This window comes from Staphylococcus sp. 191 (assembly GCF_011174885.1).
GTDB lineage: Bacteria > Bacillota > Bacilli > Staphylococcales > Staphylococcaceae > Staphylococcus > Staphylococcus coagulans.
Genome location: NZ_PNRJ01000007.1, coordinates 26,086 through 42,956, shown reverse-complemented (window position 1 = coordinate 42,956; position 16,871 = coordinate 26,086). Strand labels below are relative to the sequence as shown.

Below are 16,871 nucleotides of genomic sequence, written 5' to 3'. Positions count from 1 at the left end.
ATGCTTGTATAGTGCGATGACACAGCGATTTTCTCTTTTATTTTTAAGTGTCATGATTAATCAAAACTTTGATAGAGTATTTTATCTTCAATAAATGTACGCAAACGTTCGTATGCTGGCGTGAAAAAGTCACCCGATTGAATGAGTTGTGCTGCTTCATCCCTAGCGACTTCTAGCATTCGATAATCTTCAACAAGATTTCCGACCAAAAAGTCAGGCAAGCCACTTTGTTTCACACCAAAAAAATCTCCTGGTCCACGCATTTCTAAATCTCTCTCACTCAGTTCGAATCCATCCGTGGTCTGCGTCATAATTTGCATACGCTCGATACCGGTCTCAGTTTTAGGTGAAGCAATCAGCACACAATAACTTTGATGATCACTTCGGCCGACTCGTCCACGGAGTTGGTGTAAGGTGGATAATCCGAAGCGGTCTGCATCATATATCATCATAAATGTTGCGTTAGGCACATTGACCCCTACTTCGACAACAGTTGTTGCAACGAGCACATCAAGTTCATGAGCACTAAACTGATGCATCACTTGATCTTTCTCATCAGAAGTCATTCTTCCATGTAATAGTCCAATCCGTTGATCAGGAAAGGCAACTTGCAGATTTTCATATAAAGCAATTGCGTTTTGCACATCTTCCAAATGCTCAGAGCTTTCTATTAAAGGTGAAATAACATAAGCCTGGCGTCCTTTTTTCAACTCATTATTCATTTTTTCAATGGCTAGATCATATCTTTCATGTTTGATCCAATGTGTTTGTATAGGTTTGCGTCCTTTAGGTAAACTCTTTATTGATGAAACATCCATTTCGCCAAAAACTGAAATCGCCAACGTTCTAGGTATAGGGGTCGCTGTCATAAACAATACATTGGACAAAGCCCCTTTTTCACGCAGCTTCTGTCTTTGTTGAACGCCAAAGCGGTGTTGTTCGTCTGTAATAACTAAACCCACATCCTTAAAATTAACGTCATCTTGAATTAATGCATGTGTTCCTACTACACAATCAATCTCTCCATTTTCCAGCTGTTCTAAAAGCAATTTTCGTCTTTTCCCTTTGACCGAACCTGTCAGAAGCGCCACATTCATATGCGCCCCAAATAGTTGTGCAAGGCTATCAGCATGTTGTTCTGCAAGAATTTCTGTCGGTACCATTAAAGCAGATTGAAAACCCGCAGTCTTCATCGCATACATACAAATCGCCGCTACAACCGTTTTACCTGACCCAACATCCCCTTGTAGCAGACGATGCATCCGTATCGGTGCTTTCAAATCTCTAAATATTTCATTCACACTCTGCTTTTGACCTTCTGTTAATTCAAATGGTAACGTTTGTATAAAAGCTTTGACTTGTTGTAAATCATAATCCACTTCAATCGCATCATCAGTTGATTTTTCAATTCTGTTCAACCATTGCATCCGTAATTCAAACATAAAAAATTCTGTAAATGCAAACGTTCGTCTTGCTTTAATGAGAGACTGCTGGTCTTTTGCTTCATGTAAAGCGTGTAATGTATCACTCAATGTTTCTAATTTATATTTAGTACGCAACGCTTCAGGTAACCATTCTTCAATCGTAATATGATTTAATGTTTCTCGAATCATATCTCTAAGTTGTTTTTGTTTGATTCCCTCCTTTACACGATAGACGGGTGTGTACTGTGCATCGGAAATAGAATCTGCGCTAAAAAACATTTTATTTCCATTTATTTCTTGCTTTCGTCGTGACCACTTCCCTTTTATAATAACTGTTTCATGTAATTGGATTTTATTCTTCAAATATGGCTGATTAAAATATATCGCTTTCACTGCAACGCCATTTACCATTACATGCACAGTTAGCTTAGAACGGTTACGTCCAAAAAAAGCGACAGTTGGAGTCGAATAAACTTCTCCTCGAACTGTCACATTGGCTTCATCTTCCGCAGTTGTGATATCTACCAACGTATTATCTTCATAACGCGTTGGCAAATAAAGCACAAGATCTTGAATGGTATAAATATTCATTTCATTTAAAATGGCGAGTCGCTTTGGACCTAAGCCTTTAATTTCCTTTAAACTATAAGGATTATTGATAAGATTGATGTTTGTCATATTTAATCACCAAAAATTTGTTGTTTTAATCGTTGACCGGTCGGTGTACCTGCCAAGCCACCACGACCCGTTTCACGCAGAGCAGAAGGCATCGTTTGTCCAATTTTGTACATCGCATCAATCACTTCGTCAGTAGGAATACGTGATTCAATTCCTGCTAAAGCCATATCAGCAGAAACAATCGCATTTGACGCACCTGCAGCATTTCTTTTAACACAAGGGACCTCCACTAAACCTGCGACTGGGTCACAAACTAAGCCGAGCATATTTTTAAGACAGATTGCAAATCCTTCTGCTGATTGTTGCGGCGTACCACCTGCCGCTTCTACAATAGCAGCCGCTGCCATAGCACTTGCTGAACCTACTTCAGCTTGGCATCCGCCTGCCGCCCCTGAGATAGAAGCGTTATTGGCTACCACGAAACCAAATGCGCCTGATGTAAGTAAAAAATTCAGCATATCTTGTCGAGTTAATTGTAATCGATTTTTAAGCGAAAATAAAACACCAGGTACAACACCTGCTGAGCCAGCAGTCGGTGTCGCACAAATTTTCCCCATTGCTGCATTGACTTCATTTGTTGCCACTGCTTTACTCACAGCATCTAAAACGAGATCTCCAGCAAGCGTTTGACCTTTTTCAATATACGCTTTCATTAAAACAGCATCGCCACCTGTTAGGCCTGTTTTAGATGTTACGCCAGCGAGTCCTTCTTCTAATGCTTTTTCCATTGTTTCCAAGTTGTGATTCATCTGTGTATAGACTGCTTCAGCAGACAAACCTGTAACAGCCATCTCTTGTTCGAGCATCACTTCATATATCGCTTTATTCTCAGCTTCACATTTCGCTATTAATTCTTTCACACTTTTAAACATTTTAATGCTTTCCATTTTACGCATCCCCCATTAACGATACTGTCACAACACCAGGTACTTTTCTAATCAACGCTAACACATCTTCACTAATATCATCATCTAATTCACAGGTCATTAATGCTTCGTCGCCTTTTTCTTTACGCGCGACTTGCATACTCCCAACATTAATGCTGTAATCACCTAAAATATTAGCTACTTTACCAATCGTACCGAATGTGTCTTGGTGGAAGACGAGTAAGGTTGGATAATTACCACTAATCGCAAGTGGAAAACCATTAATCGCCACAATTTCTATTTTGCCACCACCGATTGAAACACCTTCAACTGATATATTTTTATCGTCATCCGTCATATCTATAATTGCCGTATTCGGGTGCGAGCGTTCCTCAGTCATTTCTATAAAATGTACCCGCATTCCTTGTGATTCTGCAGTTTCCAAACTAGATTCAATTCGATCATCATCTGTATCGTAACCTAACAAACCGCCGACCAATGCTACGTCTGTACCGTGTCCTTTGTACGTTTCCATAAATGAACCATATAAATATATATCGGCACGACTCGGTTGTTTTCCAAACAAATCTCTAGCAACCAATCCGATTCTGACTGCACCTGCTGTATGTGATGATGAAGGACCCACCATTGTTGGCCCTATAATATCAAATACGCTTTTATATTTCATTTTTTGCTCCCCCCGTTTTAGACCACATAAAGTGTAACTTTATTATAACAATCTTCCATATTGATTAAAAATTTGACATTGTAAACATATAAAATAGAAAGTTTCATAAATATTTAAAACATCTTCTTAATTACATGTAAACACTCAATATCATTCTTTAACACCCCTAGTTGATGTTATTTCTCATTAAAAATAGGAGTAAAACAGTCATCTCACATTAAGCAAGAAATGACTATTTCACCCCTATGAGGCGTGATCGTATATGAAAGTAATCCATCTATTTCATTGCGCCTCTTCACCATAGTTATCACCACTCTAAGTCATGCATAAAATGACCTCTCACTAAGCTACTGAATCCATGGTTTATTCGACAGCAAACAAATAAGGATAAATAGGTTGTTGACCATTTTGAACTTCAATCTCAACATCTTCATAATGTGTTTCAACAAATGATTCAATCCATTCAGTTGTTGCTGAATTTGCTTCATCACCAGTAATAATGGTTAGAATTTCACTATCTTCATCCAACATAGTCTCCAAAGTTTTTTGAATGACTTGTTGTTCATCACGATCACTCGCAATGATTTTATCTTCCACTAATCCCATATATGCATCTTTTTCAATTTTAATGCCGTCAATTTTTGTATCTCGAACAGCATATGTAATTGAACCAGACTTTACATTTTCTAAAGCTGCAGTCATCGCAGTTTCATTTTCATCAAGTTCAACACTTTCATCATAATGGAACATGGCTACGATACCTTGAGGAACAGTACGTGTTGGAATGACAACAGCTTCTACGTCAACAATTTCAGCTGCTTGTTGACTTGCCATTTGTATATTTTTATTATTAGGCAAGATAATTGCACGTTTACAACCACTTTCATTAATCACATTGACGATATCCTCCGTAGACGGATTCATCGTTTGACCACCATTAATGACATGTGTTGCACCCATGGATTTAAATAACTCCGTAATGCCTTCACCCATAGAAATCGTAACAATTGCCGTTTCAACATTTTGAGCAGGTTCTTGCTTTTGTTTTGCACTTTCATTCGATGCTTCTTTACGTAATACCTCACGATGTTGTTCACGCATATTTTCAGCTTTAACTTTAATCAGTTCACCGTACTTTTGACCAAACGTGAATACTTCACCTGGCGTCTCAGTGTGAACATGAACTTTAACAATTTCATCGTCACTAATCACAAGTAAAGAATCACCAAATTCACTCATATCTGAACGGAAAGTCGTTTCATCAAATTTTTCTTTTCCAGGTTGAAAACGAACCATCATTTCAGTACAGTAGCCGTAAACAATATCTTCTGTATTAATTACACCATGAAAATCATGATCGTCATTAAAGAAAGTTTCTGTATCCACTTTAGGCGCGTGCGCTTCTACTTTTTCACCTTTCATTGCTTTTAAGAAACCTTCATAAACAAGTGTTAACCCTTTACCACCACTATCAACAACACCGACTTCCTTTAAGACAGGTAAAAGATTAGGTGTATTTTCAAGTGATTTTTGCGCTGCCTCATAAACGCGAGTCATCATTTCCAAACAGTCTTCTGTTTCTTCAGCTATATCGATTGCTGCTTGTGCTGCATCTTTGGCAACAGTTAAAATTGTTCCTTCAACAGGTTTCATCACTGCCTTATACGCCGTTTTAACACCTGCATCAAAACTGTGCGCAAACTGCTTGGCATCGATATGTTTTTCATCTTCTAATGCTTTAGAGAAACCTCTAAAAATTTGAGATAAAATCACACCTGAATTACCACGTGCGCCCATCAACAAACCTTTTGAAAAAGCTTTCCCTAAGTCACCAATATGACTTGTGAGATGGCTTTGAACTTCTTCACGCCCTGAAGTCATAGATAAGTTCATATTCGTCCCTGTGTCCCCGTCAGGTACTGGATAAACATTTAACGCATCAACCATATCCGCATTATTCGATAAGTTTTGAGCCCCTTGTATAATCATTTCGGCAAATAAATTGCCGTTGATCTTAGTAATCATGCAAATATCCTCCTATTTGTCATTCCCGTCATTATTAAAACGTACACCCTGTACAAAAATATTCACAGAGTTTACTTTTAGTTTTAATGTATGCTCTAAAGTATATTTCACTGTTGATTGCACATTTTGCGCAACTTCTGAGATTTTAACGCCATAGCTAACAATGATATGCATATCAACATCTAATATACCTTCATTTTCTCTCACAACAATACCTTTAGCATAATTTTCATGTCCGAGAATTTCTGCAATACCATCTCTCACTTGCTGACGAGATGCCATACCCACAATACCGTAACATTCCACAGCTTTTCCGCCTACAATAGATGCTATCACTTCGTTTGAAATGTCAATACTACCATAATCATTCGTAATTTCTAATGCCATATCATACGCCTCCTATTCTCAATCAGTCCGCTTTATGTCATCATCCATTTTTCAATTTCAAAACTTACATGAACAAAATGTAAAGAAAATCAATTTCTAGTAAACCTTATATTACTATACATATAAGTCTTATGCCAATGGAGATGTTCCTTGTTCGTCATTCTTAGCAAACAACGCTTAATCACAACAGTAAATTATATCAGAAATCGACCACTACAAAAAGTAATATCTGAAAATATACCCTAATTTAATATTGCATGTCAATGTTTAATGTGGTATATTACGTTAGTATGTAGTAGCAAAGTGTATATGTATTTCTTAAAGGAGGTACGATGATGGGTAAAGAATGTTTCGTTACAGGACGTAAAGCTTCAACAGGAAACAACCGTTCACACGCGTTAAACGCTTCAAAACGTCGTTGGAATGCTAATTTACAAAAAGTTAGAATCCTTGTTGATGGCAAACCTAAAAAAGTTTGGGTTTCAGCTCGTGCTTTAAAATCAGGTAAAGTCACTCGCGTATAATTAACATAATAGATTAAAATAAAACGAGTCTTTATGTGGAAGACTCGTTTTTTGTTGCTTTAATTTTTATTCGTCACGGCTTCTCATAAGAAAAACCGCCCCTTCATGGACAATCACTTCGCTCTTATCCTCTATAAATTCATTTGAAATCGTCAGTGTGGATCCGCGTTGTAAAGTCACTTCATCTAATTCATACTTAAAACCTTTTAAAGATAACTTCACCTGATCTACTCCTAAAGGAAAAGATACATATTTAAAACGCTCGTTATTCTCGATAGTGTAGCGACCCTCTGTTAAATATTCAACCTCATTGATTTTATCAATTAATACCATTTTCTTGTTTTTAAAATCTGGATTTTGGAGCAAAGCCATCGCGCCCATAAAGTGATCTAGTCGCCCACCTGTAGCACCATAGATTTTAATTTCATCGTAACCTAAAGCAACCGCTTGATGGACCGCTAGCGCTAAATCTGTATCTGCTTTTTCTGCAGGCACAGGTTCAATTGTAATATGTGATTTTATCCATTCACGTTCAGAAGATGAAATCGAATCAAAATCACCTACAGCAAAAACAGGTGTGATTTGATGTTGAAGTAAAAGAAGTGTGCCTCTATCAACACCCGCCCACTGCTTATTATGATGGTATTCTAATACTTGTTCAGGTAAATCACGAGAACTACATAACAAACAGATGCTTTTTGTCATGGTTTATGCCTCACCTTTTAAAATTTGTGTTGCTTGCTGATAATTTTGTTGATTAAAGAAATAAGAACCTGCCACTAACCAATCCGCACCCGCTTCAATCACTTGGGTTGCTGTTTCGGCATTGACACCGCCATCAACTTCGATTTTAAAATCAAGTTCACGTTGGTTTCTTTGTTCTTTTAATTGCGCTATCTTTCTTAATGATGATGGAATAAATTTTTGGCCACCAAATCCAGGGTTTACGGACATAATAAGAACATAATCCACTTCATCTAAAAGCGTATCTAATGCACTGATGGGTGTACCTGGATTAATAACAACACCCGCTTCAACGCCTCTATTTTTAATTCTTTGAACAATTCTGTGGATATGCGGGGTAGCTTCATAATGTACAGAAAGTTTATTGGCACCTTTATCGATAAAAGTATCAATATACTGCTCCGGATTGTTAATCATTAAATGAACGTCAATCGGTAAAGATGTCGCAGATCGGACAGCTTCAAGGATTGGAAAACCAATTGAAATGTTTGGAACGAATTGACCATCCATCACATCAAAATGCAGCGCATCGACCCCTGCGCGCTCAAGTTCAATCATTTCCTGTTTTAAGTTCAGAAAGTCTGCCGATAATAAAGAAGGAAATATTTTTGTCATTAGTACCTTACCTTTCGATTAGAAATTTCATTAAAAAGTTGAACATAATGCTGATAACGGAATTCAGGTAGCTCATTTTGTGCTACTTTTTCTTTGACATGACATTTGGGTTCATTAATATGGTAACAGTTTCTAAATTTACACAGTTCACCCAATTGTGCGATGTCTATAAAATAGTCTCGAAGCTCTTCCTTTCCGATATGCTCAAAATCTAAAGCGCTAAATCCTGGTGTATCCGCGATATGCCCATTTTCACGCTTATATAATTCAACATGTCTTGTTGTATGCTTACCTCTATTTAAAGATTGTGATATTTCATTCGTTGCCAACGCTAAATCTGGCGCATAGCGATTTAGAAGCGTTGATTTCCCTACACCAGACTGACCGCTCAATACAGCCAAACCAGGTGCCCAATCTTTAAAGACACTTTTCACATCGTCATCTTTACCAATAAATTGTGTTTGATACCCTATTTTCTCATAATAATCTAATGTGTCTTGAATTTTAATTTGCTCATCTTTAGACGCAAGATCTTTTTTAGTAATTAAGATGTTAGGATGTAGGCCATATGAATGTCCGATGACGAGAAAACGATCTAAGAGTTGACTAGAAAAATTTGGTGACACCGCACTCATCACAACAATCAACAAGTCAATATTACTCACAGGTGGGCGTTTTAATTCATTCTTCCGAGGATGTACATGCTGAATATAGCCTGATGAATGGGTTTCAATATCGATATCGACAATATCACCAACAATCGGTGAAATTTGTTTTTTTCTAAAAAGTCCTCGCGCTTTTGCATCATATATTTCACCTTCAACATCGACTCGATAAACACCACTTAATGATCTGATAATTCTACCTGTTTTCAAATTCACACCTCATTTTTTCCTTTAGATTCCTTAGTTATTATATCAAAGCCAAGCACACAAAGACATTATAAAGTGCGGAACGCATCCGTCATCTCTATTTAAATATATACAATATGAGAATACGCCATATGATTTCGAATGCTCAAACAACATTTGAATCATATGGCGTATTGATTAGTTATAAATCATCGTAATGAATTGTTTTTCTGTCAACCGTTTTCCCATCTACTTTAATTTCATAATGACCTGAATCATCTTTAGGTATTGTTAAATTTAAAGGATAAGAAATGCTTTTGGAAATAGTGAAAGTTTCAGCCGGTGAATCACTATCATTATTTTTATCTTGGATATACACTTCTACTTTTTGTGCTTTTTTGTTTTTGCCACTATATGGAATTGTCACATTTTCAGAATAAGGTTTCTCCCGCACAGTTTTAGAATCACGATCTGCTTTATCCTCACTGTCATCATCTTCTTCTTTGCCGGTAGAGATGATAAATCTTACAGTGTCTCCTTCATCGACGTTCGTCTTTTTAGGGGTGTGGTTAATGATATGATTTTCTTTCACATGATGATCTGCACGCTCTTTTTCTATTTCAACATTTAAACCTTTTTCTTCCAACTCTTGTTTGACCTTATCATAATCTTGATTTGTGTAATCATCGACATAGATTTGTCGCTTTCCAAGTGACTCAGTAATCTGTACTGCATCTTTAGTAACGACAACATTTTCCCCTGGTGTAATACTTTGTGCTTCTATGCTTCCTTTTTCAATATCGTTTTGTGTGTATGCAGTTGTAAAAGTCACATGACTAAAGCCTAATGACTTCAATTTATTTTCAGCATCACGTTTAGTCATACCAATGAGATTCGGCATTTTCTCAATATGTTGGCCTTTAGAAATAATAATATCAACCTGACTGTTTTGTTCTACTTTTGAACCAGCTTCAGGTTTAATCGCCATAACACGTTCTTTATCATAATGGTCACTATATTCGTGTGAAATGTGGCCAATTTTAAGCTTGTTATCTTTTAATAACTTTTCGGTTTGTTGTTCTGATTTACCAAGTACATCAGGGACTTGGCTATATTTATTGCCAATCATAGCTGCGGCCATAAAAACAAACAAACTTGCGACTAACAGGACTAGGATAAAACCAAAGACCACTTTTTTGCGGACAGAGCGTTTCTGTGTTGGCACATAATAAGAGGCCTTCTTAGACTGTTTAGGTTCAGCTTGTTTTTCAGTTTGAACGATTGGAATTTGTGTTGTTTCTTTTACAGATTTATTTTGTTTATCTTGTTCTATCTTTAGCGCATTTTTATCAATAGGCACTGTTTTCGTTTTAGATGTATCCGATTCATAAAGGGGTTCATTTTTACGACTAGGATCTAGTGTAGACATGACATCACTCGCCATCTCTGAGACAGAGCGATATCTATTACTTTGCTCTTTTTCTGTCGCTTTTAAAATGACATTACTTAATGCTTGCGGAACATCCCTTCTTTTATCACTTACATTAGGGACTGTCTCTTGTATCTGCTTAATCGCAATACTAACAGGCGTTTCACCATTAAATGGCGGTTGTCCAGTTAACATTTCATACAAAACGATACCTAAAGAATAAATATCAGAGCGCTCTCCGGTTTTCTCACCTTTTGCTTGTTCTGGCGAAAGATATTGCACTGTTCCGACCACATGATTCGTCTGTGTCATCGCTGTTTCACTTAACGCTTTGGCGATTCCAAAATCTACAATTTTTAATGTTTGATTACGATCAATAATCATATTTTGCGGTTTAATATCCCGATGGATAATCCCTTGTTCATGTGCATGACGGATACCACTTAAAATTTGCTCCATAAATTGTAGTGCTTTTTGTGGCTGTAAGGGGCCGTGTGCTTTTATATAATCTGATAAAGTCGGTCCCTCAATATATTCCATCACTAAAAAGAAACAATCATCTTCTTCACCAACATCGAGTACGCTCACAATATTTTTATGTGATAACCGTGTCGTATTTTGCACTTCTCTTTCAAAGCGTTGCACTGTTGCTTGTTTTTCATTCGGCAAAATATGAATCAACTTGACTGCCACTTTACGATTTAAAATGGTGTCCATTGCAACGTAGACATTCGACATACCACCGCCGCCAAGAATTTGGGTTAATTCATAGCGATCATCTATCAAACGCCCTATCATACAGGCTCACCTGCAATTTCTGCAAGAACAAAAGAAATATTATCTTTCGCTTCATGTTTGACAGCAAGATCAAGAATCGCTTGACCTGTCGCATGAATATCTTGCTCTTGTTTTAAAACATCATGTATTTTATGAGATTTGACATAATCAGTTAAACCGTCAGAATTTAAAATCAGATATTGATAAAATTGTGTTCGCTTCGTAAAGATATCTGGTGTAACAAAACGATTTGTTCCCATGACTTTAGTGATAATATGTCTTCTTGGGTGTAGAAAAGCTTCTTCCTCAGTTATTTCTCCTAGCATCACCAATTGATTTACAAATGTATGATCGATTGTAATTTGATCCATACGTCTTCCATTCGTAAGATAAGCACGGGAATCCCCTACGTTTGCGACCACAATATGATGGTCAAACACAAGTGCACAGACGCATGTTGTTCCCATACCTTGATAAGCAGGATTTTGTTGTGCTGTATCATATAGATCACGATTCACAACTTGTAAAGTATGTTTCAACCAATGTTCTGCTTGTTCTGGCTCAATATAATTTTCTGCTTCAAATCGTGTTTGTAAACCTTCTACGACAAATTGAGATGCGACCTCACCTGCTTGATGTCCGCCCATCCCATCACACATGACTAAAAGTTGTTGATCTGTTTTGTTATAAAACACACCACCTGCATCTTCATTGTTTTCACGAAAATTCCCTGTCACTGAAAAAAATTCTGCATTTAACATTATGTTCTACCTCGTTTCTGCTTGTCGTTCCTTTGCTCTTAGCTGTCCACACGCAGCATCAATATCCGAACCTTGTTCACGTCTAATTGTAGCATTGATTCCTAATTTTTTTAATTCCTTTTCAAATTTAAAAATATCATCTTTCGGTGTTTTAACATAATTTCTCTCAGGAACATGGTTAACAGGAATTAAATTCACGTGACAGTTGAGAGGTTTAATCAGTTGTGCAAGTTCACGTGCATGCTCGATTTGATCGTTCACGCCGCCAAACAAGCCATATTCAAACGTGATACGACGATTTGTTTTTTCTTGGTAGTATTGAATAGCATCCATCAATTTGTTGACATCGTATGCTCTATTAATCGGCATTAGTTTTGAACGAATTTCGTTATTTGCTGCATGCAAACTCACCGCAAAATTAATTTGTAATGATTCATCAGCAAAGTCATAAATTCTAGGTACAATACCTGAAGTTGATACTGTAATATGACGTGCACCAATATTCAAACCATTATCATCATTTACAATTTTTAAGAAATCCATCATCTCATCATAGTTTTCAAATGGTTCACCTATGCCCATAATTACAATAGAAGAGACACGCTCATCTGTTTCATCTAATGCTTTTTGAACAGTTAAAACTTGAGACACGATTTCGCCAGCCTCAAGATTTCGCTTCAACCCTCCAAGTGTAGAAGCACAAAACGTACATCCTATACGGCAACCAACTTGTGTAGTCACACAAACTGAATTTCCATAATCATGACGCATTAATACTGTTTCAATTGTGTAGCCATCTTGTAATTCAAATAAAAACTTAATCGTACCGTCTCGGCTTTCTTGTTTAACTACGGTTTGTAATGTGGTAATTGAAAAATGAGCGTCTAATAAGTGTCTTAAATCTTTTGAAAGATTTGTCATCTCTTCAAAGCTATTGACTCTTTTCTCATATAACCATTCAAATATTTGCTTTGCTCTAAAACTTTGTTGCCCTTGTTCTTTCAACCAATCCTTCATTTCATCAAATCGTAACGAATAAATCGATTGCTTTTCAAAATCAGGAAGAAATTTATTTTTCTTCTTTTTTTCAGCCGTAATCATTCTCCATTATCCTTTCTTTTTTACTCTCGTGATAAAGAAACCATCTGTATTCATATCTTGTGGTAAGAGTTGTAATGTATTAGTATATTCTCCATTGCGCGGGTCAATCACAGGATCAAATTCAAAACCATGATTTGACTTTAAAAATGTATAAATCACATTTTCATTTTCTAGTTGCTCAATTGTACAAGTTGAATAGACAAGTGTACCCCCTGGTTTCAAATTCTGAGCAACATTATTTAATAACTTAAGTTGAATTGTCACTAATTCATCTATAACTTCAGGTGTCATCGTATACTTGATTTCTGGTTTATGTCGAATTACCCCTAAACCACTACAAGGTGCATCTAAAAGTATCTTGTCAAACATCTGATCGTAAGGTTTTGTTGCATCATGTTGCATCGCTTTAATATGCGTAAGCCCCAACTTATGAATATTATTTTCTATTAACGTAATTTTATGGTCATGCAAATCTGTAGCTAACACCTGACCTGTCCCATTTAATAATTCCGCAATATGACATGCTTTACCCCCTGGCGCACTACAACTATCTAAGACCGAATCTCCTGATTGAGGATTTAACATATGCGCAACAAACATTGAACTTTTGTCTTGAATACTCACATACCCATTTTTAAAAAGAGACGTATGCATCACGCCATGACCTGATACATGTAAACATTCAGGCAAATGGTCATCCTTTTCAACGCGTAATCCTTCTTTTTCTAGAGCTTCTTTTGCCTCATCAATGGCGATTCGAGTTTGATTCACACGTACCGTTTGCGCAGCAGGTAATAATAAGTTTTCAGCAATAGAGGTCGTCACTGCTTCTCCAAAATGGGTTAACCAATGCTTTATAATCCAGACAGGAATACTGTATTTTACAGAGAGACGTATTTCTTTCTTCTTTATCGCATCGATATCAGGAAGATTTTGCGTCGTCACTTGTCTTAAAATCGCATTGACCACGTTTCCTGTCTGTTGACCTCCACGTTGTTTAGCAATGTTCACTGCTTCATGAATAATTGCATGTGTTGGAATTTTATCCAAATAGAGATGTTGGTACAGACTCATCCATAAAAGTCGACGCACCCAGCCTTTAATTTTCGTTTTAACAAAAGGTTTCAAATAAAAATCTAAAGTTAGTTTTCGTTTAATCGTCCCATAAACAAGTTCAGTATATAATGCACGGTCTGCTGGATTTAAAGCATAAGACTGCAATGTTTCATTCATTTTTAAGTTACTATAAGCCCCATCTTTAATGACAGCTTCAATCGTCATCAAACTCAGTTCACGTACCGTTGCCATTTACATAAATTCCTTTCCCACAAGCTCTTCTTGGTAACCACTCAGGAATTGCGACACTGGCATACGTTTTTTCCCTGATAACTGTATTTCAGTTAACGCAATGCTATCCTCAGAGCCAGTTCCGACAATGATTTGTCTTTTTGTCGTTCCAATAATTTGACCTGCTTTGCCACTTTGATTTTTTACAATTTCAGCGGCGTATATTTTCATTGTTTTATCCTCAAATTGCGTATATGCGACTGGCCATGGGGACAAACCTCTAATATGGTTATAAATTGTCGATGCATCACGATCCCAGTGTATGCGTTCATCTTCACGTTGTATATTCGAAGCGAATGATACATGCGCCTCATCTTGAGATGTACGTGAATTTGTACCATTTAACAGAGATGGAAGCGTTTCTTCTAATAATTCTGTACCGAGTTGACTCAATTTATCATGCATCGTCCCTACATTGTCTTCCGCTTCAATTGGAATCGCACGTTGAGAGATAATGTCACCGGCATCTAGTTTTTTGACCATATACATGATCGTTACACCTGTTTCAGCTTCACCATCAATAATCGATTGATGAATGGGTGCACCGCCACGGTATTTAGGTAATAAGGATGCGTGTACGTTTACAGCACCAAAACGCGGATGTTCCAACAATTGTTCAGGTAATAACTGACCAAATGCCGCAGTCACAATGAGGTCACACTCCATTTCTAGTAACTGTTCCAATTCGTCTGAATGCACTAACTTTTCAGGTTGATAAACAGGAATTTGATGTGCAACGGCCACTTGTTTTACAGGTGGCGGTGTTAAAACACGCTTACGTCCGACGGGTCTATCCGGTTGCGTAACCACCGCAATGACCTCTTCTTTTTCAATTAGCATTTCTAAAATTGATGTTGAAAAATCAGGTGTACCCATAAAAATTATTTTACTCATCTTCTAAATATGCCTCCAATTCTGCATCAGAAATTTCACGATCCATCACATCTACAAATAATATCCCGTTCAAATTATCAATCACATGTAAGATCATACGAGCGATATCATCATACGCTGTTAACTCGACTTCATTACCGTTAATATCAAAACTCTTTACTTTAATCATTTGACTTCTCGTCACTTCACCAAAACGTCCAGGAACACTTAAACAACCTTCTAGTTCTGTCGTCTTTTCATCAGATTGACTGATGACTTCTGGGTTAATCAATTGTAAAAGACCATCTTGCTCCATATCGACCAGTGCAATTTGTTCCTCCACACCAATTTGAGGCGCTGCCAATGCTTGTCCCCCTGCATCATACATCGTATCTTCAAGATCTTGTAGAACACGTTCAACGTGGCTGTCAAATTTCGTCACAGGGGCTGACTTTTTTCTGAGACTTGGATGAATATTCGTTCTTATCTTTTTTATCATATGAAGCTCCAGCTCCTCATAAAAAATTTATCATTATATTATAGCTTATTACGTCAAAAATTGCGATAACTATCCGCTTTCATCATAACAAAAATAATGAAGTGATACATGGTAATGAAACACAATCCTCAATTTTAACTTATGTTACAACAATCTAACCTTTTTTAATGACAAATGATGAAAAAAATTATAATTACTTTTGATACCAATAAAAAACTATCTTAGCGTTTTTAAACTATTCAAAAAAGATTGTGCCAATCTATATTTCGAGCAATAATATTAATATTGTGTTTAACAACGTTGTACAAACTTTAAAATTGTCAAATTGAAGTATTTGAAACATAAAAATGATAAGGGGGACAAACAGTTATTGAAAATTAAAGTTTACTGAAGGTTCATGTAATAAGGAATTAGGAGAAGATGTTATTGTAATTGTCAAAAAAAATAATGTTATTTAAAACTTACAAATTGGTGTAGTAAAAGTGAATGACCATAGCACAACGCATGGTATAACTTGTTAATAATAGCGATGACAAAATTGTTTAACTACCTAAATCAAATAAAAATTGTTTTCTATATCAATTATGTACCATCATTAATGAGGTTAAGATCATCAGCACAGCATTGTTTTAAGCATGAAATTCCATTAATCATTTTCTCAGGTAAGTTTTATATTTTTTAAAGGAGTGAACTATATGAAAAAGTTAGTGTGTTTGTTGTTAACAAGTTTATTACTTTTATCTGCATGTGGATATAACGAGAAAAAAGAAGATAAAAAAGAAGATAAGAAAACCCATACTCAATCCAATAAAAAATCGAGTAACAATAATGAACATAAAGAGACAAAGCCTGCTGATTTAGAGAAAGACGATGAAGAACAAATTACTACAACGGATAATAAAACTAACGAGCAAGCACAACTAAATACAAATCAAAATAATCAACAGCCGCAACCCTCACAACAACAGAGTTTTGACCATGAGCCTACTAAAGAAGAAATTTATGAATGGGACAAACAAAATATTCCTGGGGGCACTGACGCTGGATTGATAGATTATGATGAGTATAATAGATTAATGAAAGAAGAAGAACTAGCTTAGGAGAAAAAAGAAGCCGCATTGCAAAAAGAGTATTTTGAGCTTTCAGATAAAATGGCTGAGGATAATGTTAGCGAGGAAGAATATAAAGATATGGAAAAAAGGCAAGAGGAAATTTTAGACCAAGTTCAGCCCATTGACTAATTTCTAGGGGTACAAGCGTACCCTTATTATTTTTTGCCTTT

The 16,871-nt window shown here is 36.5% G+C and carries 17 protein-coding genes; 3 read left to right on the top strand and 14 right to left on the bottom strand.

Going from position 1 to position 16,871, the window contains the following annotated elements:
• Positions 1 to 56: 56 nt before the first annotated feature.
• The 5 genes from recG to C1H58_RS06770 all read right to left on the bottom strand — a co-directional run bounded on the left by recG (position 57) and on the right by C1H58_RS06770 (position 6,068).
• Complete coding sequence (gene recG / locus C1H58_RS06790; RefSeq protein WP_165545735.1) at positions 57 to 2,102, bottom strand: ATP-dependent DNA helicase RecG; 2,046 nt, start codon at positions 2,100 to 2,102, stop codon at positions 57 to 59.
• A 2-nt stretch (positions 2,103 to 2,104) separates the two neighbouring features.
• Complete coding sequence (gene sdaAA / locus C1H58_RS06785; RefSeq protein WP_050331976.1) at positions 2,105 to 2,974, bottom strand: L-serine ammonia-lyase, iron-sulfur-dependent, subunit alpha; 870 nt, start codon at positions 2,972 to 2,974, stop codon at positions 2,105 to 2,107.
• 16 nt (positions 2,975 to 2,990) lie between these two features.
• Entirely contained in the window at positions 2,991 to 3,656 is a 666-nt protein-coding gene (gene sdaAB, locus C1H58_RS06780; RefSeq protein WP_050331236.1) for an L-serine ammonia-lyase, iron-sulfur-dependent subunit beta, read from the bottom strand.
• A gap of 363 nt (positions 3,657 to 4,019) precedes the next feature.
• Complete coding sequence (gene fakA, locus C1H58_RS06775; protein WP_165545734.1) at positions 4,020 to 5,681, bottom strand: fatty acid kinase catalytic subunit FakA; 1,662 nt, start codon at positions 5,679 to 5,681, stop codon at positions 4,020 to 4,022.
• Positions 5,682 to 5,693: 12 nt separating this feature from the next.
• Positions 5,694 to 6,068: an Asp23/Gls24 family envelope stress response protein gene (locus C1H58_RS06770; protein ID WP_165545733.1), complete on the bottom strand. Its 375-nt coding sequence runs from the start codon at positions 6,066 to 6,068 to the stop codon at positions 5,694 to 5,696.
• 335 nt (positions 6,069 to 6,403) lie between these two features.
• On the opposite strand from C1H58_RS06770, the gene rpmB reads away from it, so the two are divergent.
• A complete protein-coding gene (rpmB, locus tag C1H58_RS06765; protein WP_016424873.1) occupies positions 6,404 to 6,592 on the top strand; it encodes a 50S ribosomal protein L28 in 189 nt (62 codons plus the stop codon).
• 66 nt (positions 6,593 to 6,658) lie between these two features.
• On the opposite strand, the gene C1H58_RS06760 is transcribed toward rpmB, so the two are convergent.
• From C1H58_RS06760 to def, 9 genes are all read right to left on the bottom strand, one after another.
• Positions 6,659 to 7,297 carry a thiamine diphosphokinase gene (locus tag C1H58_RS06760; protein ID WP_165545732.1) on the bottom strand — a complete coding sequence of 213 codons (639 nt, stop codon included), beginning with the start codon at positions 7,295 to 7,297 and terminating at the stop codon, positions 6,659 to 6,661.
• Positions 7,298 to 7,300: 3 nt separating this feature from the next.
• A complete protein-coding gene (rpe, locus tag C1H58_RS06755; protein WP_060830040.1) occupies positions 7,301 to 7,951 on the bottom strand; it encodes a ribulose-phosphate 3-epimerase in 651 nt (216 codons plus the stop codon).
• Positions 7,951 to 8,826 (bottom strand): ribosome small subunit-dependent GTPase A, encoded by an 876-nt coding sequence (gene rsgA, locus C1H58_RS06750; RefSeq protein ID WP_050331242.1) that lies wholly within the window; start codon positions 8,824 to 8,826, stop codon positions 7,951 to 7,953. Before rsgA ends, rpe begins: the two co-directional genes overlap by 1 nt.
• Positions 8,827 to 9,004: 178 nt before the next feature.
• Entirely contained in the window at positions 9,005 to 11,029 is a 2,025-nt protein-coding gene (pknB, locus tag C1H58_RS06745; protein WP_165545731.1) for a Stk1 family PASTA domain-containing Ser/Thr kinase, read from the bottom strand.
• On the bottom strand, positions 11,026 to 11,769 hold the full coding sequence (locus C1H58_RS06740; RefSeq protein WP_050345754.1) for a Stp1/IreP family PP2C-type Ser/Thr phosphatase: 744 nt from the start codon (positions 11,767 to 11,769) through the stop codon (positions 11,026 to 11,028). The genes pknB and C1H58_RS06740 overlap by 4 nt, the downstream gene beginning before the upstream one ends.
• Before the next feature lie 6 nt (positions 11,770 to 11,775).
• Complete coding sequence (rlmN, locus tag C1H58_RS06735; RefSeq protein WP_165545730.1) at positions 11,776 to 12,870, bottom strand: dual-specificity RNA methyltransferase RlmN; 1,095 nt, start codon at positions 12,868 to 12,870, stop codon at positions 11,776 to 11,778.
• Between the two features lie 6 nt (positions 12,871 to 12,876).
• On the bottom strand, positions 12,877 to 14,178 hold the full coding sequence (gene rsmB, locus C1H58_RS06730; RefSeq protein ID WP_165545729.1) for a 16S rRNA (cytosine(967)-C(5))-methyltransferase RsmB: 1,302 nt from the start codon (positions 14,176 to 14,178) through the stop codon (positions 12,877 to 12,879).
• Positions 14,179 to 15,111, bottom strand: coding sequence for a methionyl-tRNA formyltransferase (fmt, locus tag C1H58_RS06725; RefSeq protein WP_165545728.1), 933 nt, complete (start codon positions 15,109 to 15,111; stop codon positions 14,179 to 14,181).
• On the bottom strand, positions 15,104 to 15,589 hold the full coding sequence (gene def, locus C1H58_RS06720) for a peptide deformylase (protein WP_050331247.1): 486 nt from the start codon (positions 15,587 to 15,589) through the stop codon (positions 15,104 to 15,106). Before def ends, fmt begins: the two co-directional genes overlap by 8 nt.
• Before the next feature lie 695 nt (positions 15,590 to 16,284).
• On the opposite strand from def, the gene C1H58_RS12365 reads away from it, so the two are divergent.
• Entirely contained in the window at positions 16,285 to 16,689 is a 405-nt protein-coding gene (locus C1H58_RS12365) for a hypothetical protein (RefSeq protein ID WP_242680250.1), read from the top strand.
• Between the two features lie 18 nt (positions 16,690 to 16,707).
• Complete coding sequence (locus tag C1H58_RS12485) at positions 16,708 to 16,830, top strand: hypothetical protein (RefSeq protein ID WP_278248196.1); 123 nt, start codon at positions 16,708 to 16,710, stop codon at positions 16,828 to 16,830.
• The last annotated feature ends 41 nt before the right edge of the window (positions 16,831 to 16,871 follow it).